The 12,590-nt window shown below is 55.7% G+C and carries 15 protein-coding genes; 9 read left to right on the forward strand and 6 right to left on the reverse strand.

The window, feature by feature from the left end:
* Nucleotides 1–104: 104 nt before the first annotated feature.
* Nucleotides 105–545, reverse strand: a complete 441-nt coding sequence (locus DA792_RS17160) for a hypothetical protein (protein ID WP_107721436.1) — start codon at nucleotides 543–545, stop codon at nucleotides 105–107.
* A gap of 1 nt (nucleotide 546) precedes the next feature.
* Entirely contained in the window at nucleotides 547–1,458 is a 912-nt protein-coding gene (gene trhO / locus DA792_RS17165) for an oxygen-dependent tRNA uridine(34) hydroxylase TrhO (protein WP_107722752.1), read from the reverse strand.
* Nucleotides 1,459–1,560: 102 nt separating this feature from the next.
* On the opposite strand from trhO, the gene DA792_RS17170 reads away from it, so the two are divergent.
* From DA792_RS17170 to DA792_RS17180, 3 genes are all read left to right on the forward strand, one after another.
* Nucleotides 1,561–2,958 (forward strand): trypsin-like peptidase domain-containing protein, encoded by a 1,398-nt coding sequence (locus DA792_RS17170; protein WP_107721438.1) that lies wholly within the window; start codon nucleotides 1,561–1,563, stop codon nucleotides 2,956–2,958.
* A 123-nt stretch (nucleotides 2,959–3,081) separates the two neighbouring features.
* Nucleotides 3,082–3,681 carry a bifunctional nicotinamidase/pyrazinamidase gene (gene pncA, locus DA792_RS17175; RefSeq protein ID WP_107721439.1) on the forward strand — a complete coding sequence of 200 codons (600 nt, stop codon included), beginning with the start codon at nucleotides 3,082–3,084 and terminating at the stop codon, nucleotides 3,679–3,681.
* Nucleotides 3,682–3,685: 4 nt separating this feature from the next.
* Nucleotides 3,686–4,957, forward strand: coding sequence for a SulP family inorganic anion transporter (locus tag DA792_RS17180; protein ID WP_107721441.1), 1,272 nt, complete (start codon nucleotides 3,686–3,688; stop codon nucleotides 4,955–4,957).
* Here the strand turns inward: DA792_RS17180 and DA792_RS17185 are convergent, their stop codons facing one another.
* On the reverse strand, nucleotides 4,958–5,518 hold the full coding sequence (locus tag DA792_RS17185; protein WP_159075310.1) for a hypothetical protein: 561 nt from the start codon (nucleotides 5,516–5,518) through the stop codon (nucleotides 4,958–4,960). It lies immediately after the preceding gene.
* A 132-nt stretch (nucleotides 5,519–5,650) separates the two neighbouring features.
* Between DA792_RS17185 and pncB the strand changes: the two genes are divergently transcribed.
* Nucleotides 5,651–6,943, forward strand: a complete 1,293-nt coding sequence (pncB, locus tag DA792_RS17190) for a nicotinate phosphoribosyltransferase (RefSeq protein ID WP_107721445.1) — start codon at nucleotides 5,651–5,653, stop codon at nucleotides 6,941–6,943.
* Between the two features lie 20 nt (nucleotides 6,944–6,963).
* Nucleotides 6,964–8,166 carry a hypothetical protein gene (locus DA792_RS17195; RefSeq protein WP_159075311.1) on the forward strand — a complete coding sequence of 401 codons (1,203 nt, stop codon included), beginning with the start codon at nucleotides 6,964–6,966 and terminating at the stop codon, nucleotides 8,164–8,166.
* A 251-nt stretch (nucleotides 8,167–8,417) separates the two neighbouring features.
* Here the strand turns inward: DA792_RS17195 and arfB are convergent, their stop codons facing one another.
* On the reverse strand, nucleotides 8,418–8,834 hold the full coding sequence (gene arfB, locus DA792_RS17200) for an alternative ribosome rescue aminoacyl-tRNA hydrolase ArfB (protein ID WP_009570143.1): 417 nt from the start codon (nucleotides 8,832–8,834) through the stop codon (nucleotides 8,418–8,420).
* Nucleotides 8,835–9,092: 258 nt separating this feature from the next.
* Between arfB and DA792_RS17205 the strand changes: the two genes are divergently transcribed.
* The 4 genes from DA792_RS17205 to DA792_RS17220 are packed head-to-tail and all read left to right on the forward strand — an operon-like array spanning nucleotide 9,093 to nucleotide 11,131.
* Complete coding sequence (locus DA792_RS17205) at nucleotides 9,093–9,404, forward strand: DUF883 family protein (RefSeq protein WP_159075312.1); 312 nt, start codon at nucleotides 9,093–9,095, stop codon at nucleotides 9,402–9,404.
* 5 nt (nucleotides 9,405–9,409) lie between these two features.
* Nucleotides 9,410–9,802 (forward strand): phage holin family protein, encoded by a 393-nt coding sequence (locus DA792_RS17210; protein WP_107721451.1) that lies wholly within the window; start codon nucleotides 9,410–9,412, stop codon nucleotides 9,800–9,802.
* A 55-nt stretch (nucleotides 9,803–9,857) separates the two neighbouring features.
* Nucleotides 9,858–10,805 carry a DnaJ C-terminal domain-containing protein gene (locus tag DA792_RS17215; protein ID WP_107721453.1) on the forward strand — a complete coding sequence of 316 codons (948 nt, stop codon included), beginning with the start codon at nucleotides 9,858–9,860 and terminating at the stop codon, nucleotides 10,803–10,805.
* Complete coding sequence (locus tag DA792_RS17220; protein WP_107721455.1) at nucleotides 10,802–11,131, forward strand: hypothetical protein; 330 nt, start codon at nucleotides 10,802–10,804, stop codon at nucleotides 11,129–11,131. Before DA792_RS17215 ends, DA792_RS17220 begins: the two co-directional genes overlap by 4 nt.
* Nucleotides 11,132–11,136: 5 nt before the next feature.
* Here DA792_RS17220 and DA792_RS17225 read toward each other — a convergent pair whose 3' ends face one another.
* Nucleotides 11,137–11,985, reverse strand: a complete 849-nt coding sequence (locus tag DA792_RS17225; RefSeq protein WP_107721457.1) for an SMP-30/gluconolactonase/LRE family protein — start codon at nucleotides 11,983–11,985, stop codon at nucleotides 11,137–11,139.
* Complete coding sequence (locus DA792_RS17230; protein WP_107721459.1) at nucleotides 11,982–12,590, reverse strand: 2-dehydro-3-deoxy-6-phosphogalactonate aldolase; 609 nt, start codon at nucleotides 12,588–12,590, stop codon at nucleotides 11,982–11,984. Before DA792_RS17230 ends, DA792_RS17225 begins: the two co-directional genes overlap by 4 nt.

Here is a 12,590-nt window from a genome sequence, read left to right on the forward strand (position 1 = left end):
AGTTATGATCGCAAATATTAAGGAGACTATATTGGATGATGGAGAAAAAATCGCGTCAAAAATATGCTAATTCCGTGGTTGATTTTGCCGCATTCGCAGGAGCGTCATTCAAAAATTTCGGCAAAAAATCGCATAAAAAATCGCGAGTAAAGCGCAGATTTGTCGCCATCTTGTTTATCTACAACAGAGAGGGTTCGATCAAAATGTTGAATGCCGCGTTTTGATCCGTTGAGTGTTGCTTGCATAGAAAGGCCGAGCTGGGTTGGTCGAATGGTCAGGTTTAGACGTGTCAGTTGCGTTGTTTCTGTTGCCTGAGTGACCTCAATACCCGATGCGTTCAAGGCCGTCAGAGCCAAATCACAAAGAGTGTCGTTGGCGCTGCCTTGGAGGTTTCCCTCGGCCTCGCAATGGAATGAAATTTGTGTCACGTCCTTGCCTTTCGATGTTCCGTCAGCCAAGGCGAGGCCACATGCCAACAAAGCCAAAAAACCAAATACAGTCACGATGAACAAGTTGTGCCCCTTTGGCGATTTAAAACGACTCATGTCAAACCTCTTGTCTGAAATGAGTTTCTCCGCGCGCTTTCGCCAAAGCAATCTGGTGTTGCCGCTCGCGGAACCGTTCTTTGCGCGCCTCATCCGTTTCATCCACACATTGATGACAGGACACGCCCTCTTCATATTCAGGCCGTGCTTTGTCTTCGGGTAAAATCGGACGCCGACAAGCATGGCACAGCTCATGCGGCCCCTCGGTCAACCCGTGTCCAATCGACACCCGACCGTCAAAAACGAAACACTCGCCTTCCCAAAGACTCTCCTCTTTGGGCATCTCTTCGAGATATTTCAAAATCCCGCCCTTAAGGTGATAGACCTCCTCAATCCCCTGACCCAACAGGAAATTGGTCGATTTCTCACAGCGAATGCCGCCAGTGCAAAACATAGCAATGCGTTTGTTGTGAAACCGGTCTTTGTTCTCTTCCCACCATTTTGGAAAGTCACGAAAGCTCTTGGTCTGCGGATCAATTGCGTTCTTGAACGTGCCGATGCCAAATTCGTAATCGTTGCGCGTGTCGATCACCGCCACATCATCGGCGGAGATCAGTTCGTTCCACTCGTGCGGATCGCAATAGTGTCCAACGCGCGCGCGCGGGTCGACATCCGGTTGTCCCATGGTCACGATCTCTTTTTTCAACCGCACTTTCATGCGGCCAAACGGCTGCGCCGCCGCTGTCGAGAGTTTGTACTCAAAATCGTCACAGCCGGGCAGGGCGCGGATATGCGCCACCAAACGGTCGATTGCCGCAGGCGTCGGCCCTGCGACGGTGCCGTTGATGCCCTCGCGGGCCAGCAAAAGCGACCCGGTGATACCTTCCGCGAGGCACAGGTCCAAAAGCGGCCCCCGCAAAGCGGACGGGTCATCGAAGCGGGCGAAGTGATAGAGAGCGCAAACTGTAAACATAATGTGTTCGATACTCCCGCCTGTGGGCGCAGGCAAGACCTTGCAAAGCGGCAAAAGGGCGCGTCATTTATACACATCCCGCATTAGACACGAGGTCCCGCAATGAAACGCAGCGCTCTTTTGGTCGCTCTTTTTGTGCTTTCCGTCTCAAACCCGGTGCAAAACGCCTTGGCTGACGCGCCAAAGATCCCCGAAACCCGCGCCGAAATTCAACTGTCCTTTGCTCCAGTGGTCAAAGAAACCTCCCCTTCTGTGGTCAATATCTATGCCTCTCGCGTCGTCCAAGATCGCTTGTCTCCTTTCGCGGGTGATCCGTTCTTTTCGCAATTCTTCCAAAACGGCCCTGCCCGCCAGCGGGTTCAACGCTCCCTCGGCTCTGGGGTGATTGTCTCAAAAGAGGGGCTTGTGGTCTCAAACTACCATGTGGTTGGCGAGGCCTCAGACATCCGCGTCGTGCTCAATGACCGACGCGAATATGAGGGCACTGTTGTCCTCGCCGACAAAGATGCCGACATCGCTGTCCTGCGCTTGAATGGTGCTGCCGACCTGCCTGCCTTGCCTTTGGCCGACAGTGACGCCTTGGAGGTGGGTGATTTGGTTCTGGCCATCGGCAATCCCTTTGGCATCGGTCAAACCGTGTCCTCCGGTATTGTCTCCGGTCTTGCCCGTTCGGGCAGTGCCATACCGGGCGGCGCGGGCTCCTATATTCAAACCGATGCGGCCATCAATCCGGGCAATTCCGGCGGCGCTTTGGTCGATATGGCGGGCCGTTTGGTGGGCATCAATACGTCTATTCTGTCCCGCTCTGGCGGCTCAAATGGCATCGGCTTTGCCATTCCCGTCAACCTCGTGCGTGAATTCACCCGACAAGCCAAAGCGGGGCAAACCACGTTCATCCACCCGTGGTCCGGTGTTACCACCCAAGCCGTCGACGAAGCCGTGGCCGAGGCTCTGGGCCTGCCGCGTCCCGAAGGCGTGGTCCTGTCCGAGCTGCATCCGCAATCCCCCTTTGCCAAAGCTGGGCTCTCTGCCGGGGATGTGGTTTTGACCTTGGACGGGTTGCCCGTCTTGTCGCCTTCCGATCTCGAATATCGCCTGTCCATTTCTCCTATTGGTCAAACCGTGCGTCTGGGTGCCATGCGTCATGGCGAGGCTATTACGCTGGATTTGGATCTTATTGCCGCCCCCGGTACGGGTGACACACAGGATCTTACGATCTCTTCTTCTGGCCCTCTTTTGGGTCTTGTTGTGGCAAACCTCACCCCGGCTTTGATTGATCAATACGATTTGCCACTGATGTCGAAAGGGGTGATCCTGATGTCACTGTCTGGACCTGCCGCACGTTTGGGTCTTTTGCCGGGGGATGTGCTTTTGGATGTGAATGGTGTCACGTTGAACGATGTGGAAGCCCTGTCCGCGGTGGCAAACACCAGACCGGGGATGTGGCGGGTGACTTTCGCGCGTGCTGGGCAGGTGTTGCGGATGCAAATTAGGGGTTAGTTTCCCTTCCTGTCCCAAGGCCTCTTAAAGAAGCGTACCCCTAACGCCTGATGCGATCGGCCGCGCCATGACCCTTGCAATGCCAAGCCAACGCGCGCTACCCCTGAGACAAAGGAGACTCCCATGCGTTCAGCCAATGAAGCCTTGATCGTCATCGACATCCAAAACGATTTTTGTCCCGGCGGTGCGCTGGCCGTGCCCGGGGGGGATGAGATCGTGCCCAGCGTCAATGCTTTGATGGATGAGTTCGCTGCCGTGATCCTGACGCAAGACTGGCACCCTGCGGGGCATTCGTCCTTTGCCAGCACCCATTCGGCACCGCCCTTTAGCACCACCGAGATGCCCTATGGCCCGCAAGTGCTTTGGCCCGACCATTGCATTCAGGGCACGGACGGCGCGGCCTTTCATCCGGGGCTTCGGGTTGATGGCGACCTGATCATTCGCAAAGGGTATAACCCTGAGATAGATAGTTATTCGGCCTTTTTCGAGAATGATCATGTGACCCCAACCGGACTTGAGGGCTATCTCAAAACCCGTGGGATCGACACGCTCACACTGGTCGGTTTGGCGTTTGATTTCTGTGTGAATTTCTCCGCTGTCGATGCAGCGCGGCTTGGATTCAAAGTCTCTGTTCGCGAGGATTTGTGTCGTGCCATTGATATGGATGGCTCAAAGGCGGCGGCGATCGACGGGATGAAAGCCGCCGGGGTTGAGATCATTTAAGAGCATGACACCGAAACTTTTCACCACTCTCAAAACCTACTCAAAAGCCCAGTTTAGAGCCGATGTCTTTGCGGGCATCACCGTGGCTTTGGTCGCGCTGCCACTGTCCATCGCCATCGCCATCGCCTCTGGCGCAGGGCCTGCGGAGGGGATTGTCACCGCAATCGTCGCGGGGTTTTTGATCTCCGCGCTGGGCGGCAGCCGGGTTCAGATCGGCGGACCGACCGGGGCGTTTATCGTGGTGGTTGCCGGGGTGGTGGCGACGCATGGCTATGTCGGATTGGTCACCGCGACCTTCATGGCCGGGATCATCCTGTTGGTGGCCGGGGCATTCCATGCCGGTGGCTTGGTGCGCCATGTGCCCGAAGCGGTGATCAACGGCTTTACCATCGGCATCGCTGTGATCATTGCCACGAGCCAAATCCCCGATCTTTTGGGGTTGACCGGCACGATGCCCGCCGATTTTATCGCGAAAATTCCCGCGATCTGGCACGCCTTGCCTGTCATGACCCCGTCGGCCTTTGCCATAGGATTGGCCACCATGGTGTTGATCGTTTTGTTCCGCCGGGTTGCGCCACGGTTGCCGGGGCTGATTGTGGCGGTGGCGATCACCTCTGCGGCAGTGGCACTTTTTGATCTGCCTGTCGCGACCATTCAATCGCGGTTTGGCGATTTGCCACGTAGCCTGCCGATGCCGCATCTGCCTGACCTGAGCTTTGATCGGGTGCGTGCCCTTTTGTCTTCGGCCGTGATCATCGCGTTTTTGGCAGGTGTTGAATCGCTTTTGTCCGCCATGGTTGCGGATCGCATGATTTCGGGCAAACATCGCTCGAATGCGGAGCTTTTGGCACAGGGGGCGGCCAATCTGGGATCGTCATTGTTTGGCGGTTTGCCCGCGACAGGTGCCATTGCCCGCACTGCGACCAATGTGCGCGCGGGCGGCAAAACCCCGGTGGCGGGGATCGTCCATGCGCTGACCATTCTCGTTATTTTGATGCTAGCCGCGCCATTGGCTGGGTATCTTGCGATGCCTGCCCTCGCGGGTCTGTTGCTTTTGACCGCGTGGAACATGTCTGAGCCGCATCGCTGGGGCAGTTATCTGCGTGCTCCCCGTTCGGATCAGGTGCTTTTGCTCATCACACTTTTGCTCACGGTGCTCACCGATCTGACTCTTGCCATCGGTGTGGGCATCGCGCTTGGGCTGGCGATGAAACTGAGGCATCGCGGCGACAAACGGGTGGAGACAGACGAGGATTGGACCCCGCGCGACCGATAATTACGGGATCACGCCGACCCCGGAAAATCCGCATTCGTCTGCGGCCTTTAGGTAAGCCGCCGTAAATCCATTGAGTTGAAATGCCGCCACAGGTCGCCCCTGAATGACCAAATCCAACCGTCCGTTGGCCTGCATCTTTTGCAACATCCATTGGCTGTAGGGCTGATCATAACTCACCCGTGCAATTTTATAGCCGTCGGGGTCATAGCTTGTGATGGGGGTAGCGGCGGCGGTCTCATAGCTGTCGAAGATGATGTAGCCGGTCATGCCGTCCTGCATCTGGGTGTCATAGCCGCGTGGTGCGTATTCTTCGATCACCACGGAAGGGTACACCGTCGGCGGGCCCGCATCATGGCTCATGAACTCAATCGAAATCCGCGGGTCACCATCGCCGCCACTGCTGGCGATACAATAGTGATAGACGTCCTCAACGATCCCTGCCGTTCCCACGTTTTCGGAAAAGGTGGACACCCGCCACGACCCGTAGTCCCAATCACTCTGCGCCATGGCCGACCCTGTGGCCAAGATCCAAAACACCATTGCCAAAATCGCTTTCATCATCTGTCCTTTTGTCACAATTCAAATCCCGTCTAACACGTAAATCTTTGCAAATGACGAACAAAACCATGGGCCTGCTTGCCAAACCCCTCTCTGCCCTGCTTTAACCGTTCTGTCACAAGAAGGGGCCTGCTCATGGTCGATATCGCCACCCGCGTCTACAATCACAAATGGAAAATCGACCCGATTGTCCGCTCCCTGATCGACACTGACTTTTATAAACTTCTGATGTGTCAGTCGGTGTTTCGCAACAAACCTGACACTCAGGTCACCTTCTCGCTGATCAACCGTTCCAAATCCATCCGCTTGGCCGAGATGGTTGATGAGGGCGAGCTGCGCGAACAGTTGGACCATGTTCGCTCTCTCTCCCTGTCGCGTGGGGAAAGCACATGGATGCGTGGCAATACGTTTTATGGCAAACGCCAAATGTTTCGCCCGGATTTCATGGAGTGGTTTGAAAACCTGCGCCTTCCGCCTTATCAGCTTGAGAAAAAAGACGGCCAATATGAACTGACCTTCGAAGGCTCGTGGCCCGAGGTCATGCTTTGGGAAATCCCGGCGCTCTCGATCTTGATGGAGCTGCGTTCGCGGGCTGTGCTTGGGCCGATGAAAAAGTTCGAGCTTCAGGTGCTCTACGCCCGTGGCATGACCAAACTTTGGGAAAAAATCGAACGGCTGAAACCGCTTGAGGGGCTCAAAATCGCTGATTTCGGCACCCGTCGCCGCCATTCTTACCTTTGGCAGGATTGGTGCGTTCAGGCGATGGTTGAGGGGCTGGGCGAGAAATTTTCGGGCACCTCGAATTGCCATATCGCGATGAAACGCGATCTCGAAGCAGTTGGCACCAATGCCCATGAACTTCCCATGGTCTATTCTGCGCTGGCCCAATCCGACGCCGCGCTGCGCCAAGCGCCCTATGAAGTGCTGGCCGACTGGCACGAAGAACACGATGGCAACCTGCGCATCATCCTGCCCGACACTTACGGCACGCGTGGCTTTTTGAATGGCGCGCCGGATTGGCTTGCGGGCTGGACCGGCATCCGCATCGACAGCGGTGATCCCGCGACGGCGGCGGAAGTGGCGATTGACTGGTGGAAAGCGCGCGGCGAAGACCCAACCAAGAAACTGGTGATCTTTTCCGATGGCTTGGACACCGACAAAATCATCGAACTGCACACGCAATTCGCGGGGCGGGTTCGCACGTCTTTCGGCTGGGGCACTTTGCTAACCAATGACTTCCGAGGCCTGACCGCAGGCGATGCCTTGGCACCGTTCAGCTTGGTCTGCAAAGCGGTCGAAGCCAACGGGCAACCGACGGTGAAACTGTCCGACAATCCGAACAAGGCGATGGGGCCGAAGGCCGAGGTCGAGCGGTATAAACGGGTGTTTGGGGTTGGGGATCAGCGTGCTATGGATGTGGTAGTTTAGAATAAACTAGGAATTTTCAAATGCTGCCATTTTCCACAGAATTTCCCGTAAATAATTACTCAAGAGCTGAGTTTGTTGCATTGGTAACCGGTTGGCTTAAAGGCACAAGTTACTGTTGTTTGTTTAACGCGTCTGCAAAATCTGACCTTGAACGAGAAAATGCAAGTATCTCTTCTGAAAATGGCGAGGAGCTAAAACTTCAAGAATTTACGAGCAAAGATGGTTCAAGGGCTATAGGTTTTAGATACGATAACCCTGATGCGGATGGACGCCTTTGGCGAACCGAATTGGTAATTTCGGGACAATTAGACGATAGCGATTTTTCAATACTTCGAGTCCGCACACAGTGCATCGCACAAAGTTCTACTGCATTAATTGAACAGCCTAGGAAACCTTTTATCATTAAAGCTCTTATTCAGGAGGGCAAGGCCGGAGATGACGGCTATTTTTCGATTTCCGACAAAGCTCAGTTCCTAGATGAAACCGCCGCTTCAGTTCAAGTTGCTGCGGAAATTGTTTCGGGAGCTGCAAGTTTTCACCTCCCTATTGTATACGTTTCATGTGAAAATAATAACAAACACGCCTTGTCTCGAGAGCAGATCGGCAAGTTAGCTTATGATCTAGGAGGAGTGGCGCATATAGTCGTGGAGCCTTCGCGGGATTTTAGCATCAGAGTTCGCGACCTAGTGGCTGGAGCCAACGTTTACGGCGGTTCAGTTGGAGTTTATGCTCCGGGCTCTCCAAGGGGTAGAAAATTCTACGTCGGCGGAGCGATTAAAAATGCGCATGAGCTTTTCTCTTGGATATTCGAGTATTGTTACGACCTGCGCTCTCGTCTTCCTGCGAAGGGTTGGGACTGGACTGAATTGCAGGAACAGGCTTATAGGCGGCAGCGAGAACGAGATCGCAACCGACTTAGCGTCAAAGAGACCGAAGAGCTGTATACACAAGAAATTGAAGCTCTCAAAGAGCGCATTAAAGAGCTTGAAGCTCGCGCTTTAATGGTTGCCTCGAGCTTCATAGGTAATGAGACAAATTCATCGCAGTGGAACCAAGATCTGTTTGTTATGGATATTATGGAAATTTACGAAGGTGAGACAAGTGATCGGCTTCAATACCTCATCAAAGCAGCACTTCAAGCTGCTGAAATGTATGGTCTTGACGGTCGCACAAAGGCTGTTGCTAGACAATTGCTTGAAAAAACGTGCGATCCAAAGAAGTAGATGAGCTCAAGCGGCAACTTGATAGGGTTATTCGCGATCCAAAAAAATTTCCAAAAGAAATTTCGGTGTTGTTAACCAGATATGGATACACACAAAAATCAGAGAAAAATCATGTCAGGCTGGAGCCAAATCCAGATTTGGAAGGCTTGGAATGCCTGACAATTGTTAAGACGCCAAGCGACTACCGTAGTTTGAAGAACCAAAAGTCCCAAATTGAGAATGCTCTCGGTATTTCCAAACTTAATTAATGGTTAATCCACCCGCCCCCGCAGCGCCTTCACTTCCCCCCGGACCTTCTTCGCCTTGATCCGCCGCTCGACACTCCCGCGTGTCGGTTTGGTCTTGACCCGGAATTTCGGCTTTTCCGCCGCCTGTTTGATCAACTCCACCAACCGTTCTCGCACGATCTCGCGGTTGCGCGCTTGATGCCGGGTTTCGTCGCAGAACATCACCAGAGCGCCGTCTTTGGTCCAGCGCCGCCCCGCCAAGCGCCGCAGTCGGTTTTTCACTGGCTCCGGCAAGGACGGTGAGCGCGCCGCCTCAAAGCGAAGTTCCACCGCCGTTGAGACCTTGTTCACGTTCTGCCCGCCGGGACCGGAGGCGCGCACGAATTGCTCGGTGATCTCCCAATCGGCAATTTCGATTTTATCGGTGACAAACAGGGGCATGACAGGGTCCGTGTGAGGGGCAAGAGGGGGCAGATGCGGTGGAATTCAGGCGCTACGACCATATATGATCTTTGCGCGGCTGACTATGGCGAGGGTCGGACGCGTGGGCATAGAGTTGCACAGGTGTTCTTGGAGCCGAAGCTGCGGTTGACACCTCTGGCGACTCCTCCCAAGGTCAAACCATAGAACAGGCCCGAGAGGGGGTTCGACTTTGATTTTCCGCCCTTTTTAATGCCAGTTCCACAGAAGGAGTTTTCGATGAAAAGTGAAACCAACACCCCCGATGCTGCGTCTGTTGCCAAAGATTTCGAAGAACTGACCAAGCAATTGGCCGTTTTGCGCGAGGACATTGCAAAGCTCGCACAGTCCGTTGGGTCGACCGCGACCAAGCAGGGGCGCGACATGAGTGCCGATATTGCCGAAGGGCTTGAGGAAGCGCAAAAATATGTTGAGCGCAAAGGTCGCAGTGCCGAGGCACAGCTTGAAGCATCGGTCACCACCCATCCTTTTATGGCCATCGGTCTGGCTGCAGTTGCGGGGCTTTTGGTTGGGCTCGCGTCGCGGCGTTGAGGCGAATGGTGTTCCCTTTATTGCAACGCGCAGAACGTGACATCAAAGCGGGCGCACGCAGGATGCTCTGGTCGGCCATCGCCATTGTGATTGCTGGGCTGATTGCGGGCGTGGGCGTCTGCTTTGTGTTGCTTTGGGCCTACCTGACGTTAAGCGTAGAGCTTGGCCCGCCAATGGCGGCGGGTGTGATGGGCGTCGGCTTGATTGTCAGCGCAGGGGTGATTTTGGCCCTGTCGCTGCACGAAGCGCGACAGGACCGAACCGACCCACCCAGCCCCCAGCCTGCACCCGAACCCACTGCGGCAAATCCCGAAACAGACACGCTTCCCTCGCTCGTGGCCTTTACGGCTGCGTTTGTGTTGGCCAGGTATCTGTCAGATCGAAATACGGACGAATAAGCCCTTGCGCATGCCAGATCAGAGGTGACGTTGTGCAGGACGAAAAGGAGGCAAAATGCCTGATGATCCTTACAAAGTGCTTGGCCTGACTGTATCGGCGACGGCAGATGAGATCAAAAAAGCCTATCGCAAACTTGTGCGCACCAGCCACCCTGACTTGCACCCGGATGATCCCGATGCGGAAGATCGGTTTAAAGCGATTGGCGCGGCCTATGATCTTTTGAAAAAGCCGGAAACCCGCGCACGCTATGATGCGGGTGAGATTGACGCGCAGGGGGCGGAACGGCCTCCGCGCCAATATTACCGTGATTTTGCGGATGCTTCCGACAATACCTATCAGCAACGGCGGGGCTATGGTGCGGATACCGATCCCGCCGACATTTTCGCTGAAATCCTGCGCAATCGCGCGCGGCAATCCGGCGGTGGCGGGTTTGGTGGCCAAGGGGCCTCAGCGCGTGGTGCTGATCTGCGGTATAGTCTTGACGTGCCGTTTCTGGAGGCTGCTTTGGGCACCAAAACACGGATCACCTTGCCGGACGGGCAGGCTCTTTCGGTGAGTATTCCCAAAGGAACTGCGGATGGCCAAACCCTCCGTCTGCGTGGCAAAGGCGCGCCCGGATTTGGACAAGGCCCCGCCGGAGATGCGCTGATCACCGTGTCTGTACGCCCGCATCCGGTGTTTCACCGCGACGGGGATGATATTTTCCTGACGCTGCCGATTACCATCGAAGAGGCGATTTTGGGCGGCAAAGTCAGCACGCCGACGATCAACGGTCCCGTGGATTTGACCATTCCGCCTGGCAGCAGTTCGGGGCGCATTCTGCGGTTGCGGGGGCGTGGCATTGAACGCGCTGGGGCGAAAGAGAAAGGCGATCAAAAGGTCGAGCTTAAAATCGTCGTCCCGCCTGAGGTCGATGCAGATTTACGAGACTTTATGGCCGCGCATCGTGACAAAAATGCCTTTGATCCTCGCGTTGATCTGATGAAAGGGGGCCACTCATGACCGAGCATTTTTCCGAAGAAGACGTGATCACCACGATCACCCGATTGAGCCGGGACCAACTTGTTCGCTTTGTCGAGGCCGAGTTTGTAAGGCCCGATCGGGGTGAGGCAGGGTATGTGTTTCGGCGCGTTGACATTGCACGGCTGGAATTGCTCTGCGATCTGTCGTTTGATTTGGATTTGGATGAGACAGCTCTGGGCGTGGTGATTTCGCTGATTGATCAACTCCATACCGCTCACCAAGAACGGCTTGCCATTGAACGCGCCATTCAGGCGTTGCCCGCAGATGTACATGAGCGGATTTTGGAGAGCTTGAACGCGTCTTAAGGCCCTTACAGAAGGATGTGCGGCTCCTGTAGCCCTTTCACACCCGCGTCACAGGCGTAGACCATGCCCTGTGCCGCATCCGGTGCGAGGATGTCTTCGCGCGCGGTGGTCACAAACAGCGTGTTCAAATCCGGCCCCCCAAAGGCCGGACAGGAGCTATGCACCCCACCAACCGATATGGCGCGATCAAACGTCCCATCCGGTAAATACCGCGCCACGCGGCCCGCGCCCCATTGCGCATTCCAAATCCCGCCTTCGGCATCCACGACTGCGCCATCGGGGTTCAATCCCGCATCGTTCAGGTCAATAAATACCTCAGGTGCGCCCACAGGCCACCCCGCCGCATCGAGCGGCTGACGGTTGATCTGTCCGGTCTTGGTGCAAGCATAATACGCCATGCGCCCATCGGGGGCAAAACAGATGGCATTGGGGATGGTCAGCCCGTCAAACAGCCGCACCACCTCGCCTTTGTAAAAACGATAAATCGCGCCCAAACCGGGCTCTGCGTGTTTGCCCATGGTGCCGATCCAAAACCCACCCTGCCGATCGGCACGACCATCGTTTGAGCGGGTTTCGGGCCGATCTGCCTCCAAGGGCGCAACCAAATCACGCTGTCCGGTTTCAATGTTGAACCGCCAAAGACCCGTCTCCGAGGCGATCAAAAGCGTATCGTGATCAACCCAACCCGCCGCCGAATGATGTTCGTCAAACTGCCACATTCGTGTGATTTCGCCTTGGCGGGCCAAGAGGCGGCATGCGATGATGTCGAACCAAAAAAGCTCTTGTCGCAGTGGGTGCCAAAGCGGCCCTTCGCCCAAAACACAGGGGCGGGGATCAAAAACCTGCGCCCTCATTGCGCGAACACCGCATCATAGGCGGTGACAATGCTGCGTGCCTTGTCGCGGACCACATCGACACTGTCGCCGGGTTTGTAAACCGCCGAGCCAATGCCAAAGCCATCAACACTGGCCGCGGCCCATTCGGCAAAATTATCTGGACCTGCCCCACCAACACAAAGCACTTCGGTGCCTGCGGGCAAGACCGCGCGGATCGCTTTCAACCCTTCGGGCCCCAAAAGCACGCCGGGGAACAGTTTCAACCCATCCGCTCCGGCTTTGAGCGCAGCAAAGCATTCGGACGGGGTCATCACGCCAGGATAGGACAGCATCCCGGCGGCTTTCGTCGCCTGGATCACCTCGGGGTCCATGTTGGGCGAGACCACAAGCTGTGCGCCGATGGCTTTGAGCTGCGCCACTTGCGCAGTCTCAAGCACGGTCCCCGCACCAATCACCGCCCGTGCGCCGCAGGCCTTGACCATATCGGCAATCGAGGCAAACGGGTTTGGCGAATTCAATGGCACTTCGATCTTGGTGATGCCCTCAGCGATCAGAGCCTCGGCGATGGGCACCGCCTCATCGGGGGTGATACCGCGCAAAATGGCGATGATGTTGCGTGTCAT

Origin of the sequence: Celeribacter baekdonensis, assembly GCF_003047105.1 — a bacterium.
Lineage (GTDB): Bacteria > Pseudomonadota > Alphaproteobacteria > Rhodobacterales > Rhodobacteraceae > Celeribacter > Celeribacter baekdonensis_B.

Bases quoted from the DNA above. Each gene is read 5' to 3' on its own strand.
- pncA (WP_107721439.1), top strand. From the start codon at position 3,082: ATGCGTTCAGCCAATGAAGCCTTGATCGTCATCGACATCCAAAACGAT.
- arfB (WP_009570143.1), bottom strand. From the start codon at position 8,834: ATGCCCCTGTTTGTCACCGATAAAATCGAAATTGCCGATTGGGAGATC.
- DA792_RS17170 (WP_107721438.1), top strand. From the start codon at position 1,561: ATGAAACGCAGCGCTCTTTTGGTCGCTCTTTTTGTGCTTTCCGTCTCA.
- DA792_RS17210 (WP_107721451.1), top strand. From the start codon at position 9,410: ATGGTGTTCCCTTTATTGCAACGCGCAGAACGTGACATCAAAGCGGGC.
- DA792_RS17195 (WP_159075311.1), top strand. From the start codon at position 6,964: ATGCTGCCATTTTCCACAGAATTTCCCGTAAATAATTACTCAAGAGCT.
- DA792_RS17205 (WP_159075312.1), top strand. From the start codon at position 9,093: ATGAAAAGTGAAACCAACACCCCCGATGCTGCGTCTGTTGCCAAAGAT.
- DA792_RS17185 (WP_159075310.1), bottom strand. From the start codon at position 5,518: ATGATGAAAGCGATTTTGGCAATGGTGTTTTGGATCTTGGCCACAGGG.
- DA792_RS17225 (WP_107721457.1), bottom strand. From the start codon at position 11,985: ATGAGGGCGCAGGTTTTTGATCCCCGCCCCTGTGTTTTGGGCGAAGGG.
- DA792_RS17230 (WP_107721459.1), bottom strand. From the start codon at position 12,590: ATGACACGCAACATCATCGCCATTTTGCGCGGTATCACCCCCGATGAG.
- pncB (WP_107721445.1), top strand. From the start codon at position 5,651: ATGGTCGATATCGCCACCCGCGTCTACAATCACAAATGGAAAATCGAC.
- DA792_RS17215 (WP_107721453.1), top strand. From the start codon at position 9,858: ATGCCTGATGATCCTTACAAAGTGCTTGGCCTGACTGTATCGGCGACG.
- DA792_RS17220 (WP_107721455.1), top strand. From the start codon at position 10,802: ATGACCGAGCATTTTTCCGAAGAAGACGTGATCACCACGATCACCCGA.
- trhO (WP_107722752.1), bottom strand. From the start codon at position 1,458: ATGTTTACAGTTTGCGCTCTCTATCACTTCGCCCGCTTCGATGACCCG.
- DA792_RS17180 (WP_107721441.1), top strand. From the start codon at position 3,686: ATGACACCGAAACTTTTCACCACTCTCAAAACCTACTCAAAAGCCCAG.
- DA792_RS17160 (WP_107721436.1), bottom strand. From the start codon at position 545: ATGAGTCGTTTTAAATCGCCAAAGGGGCACAACTTGTTCATCGTGACT.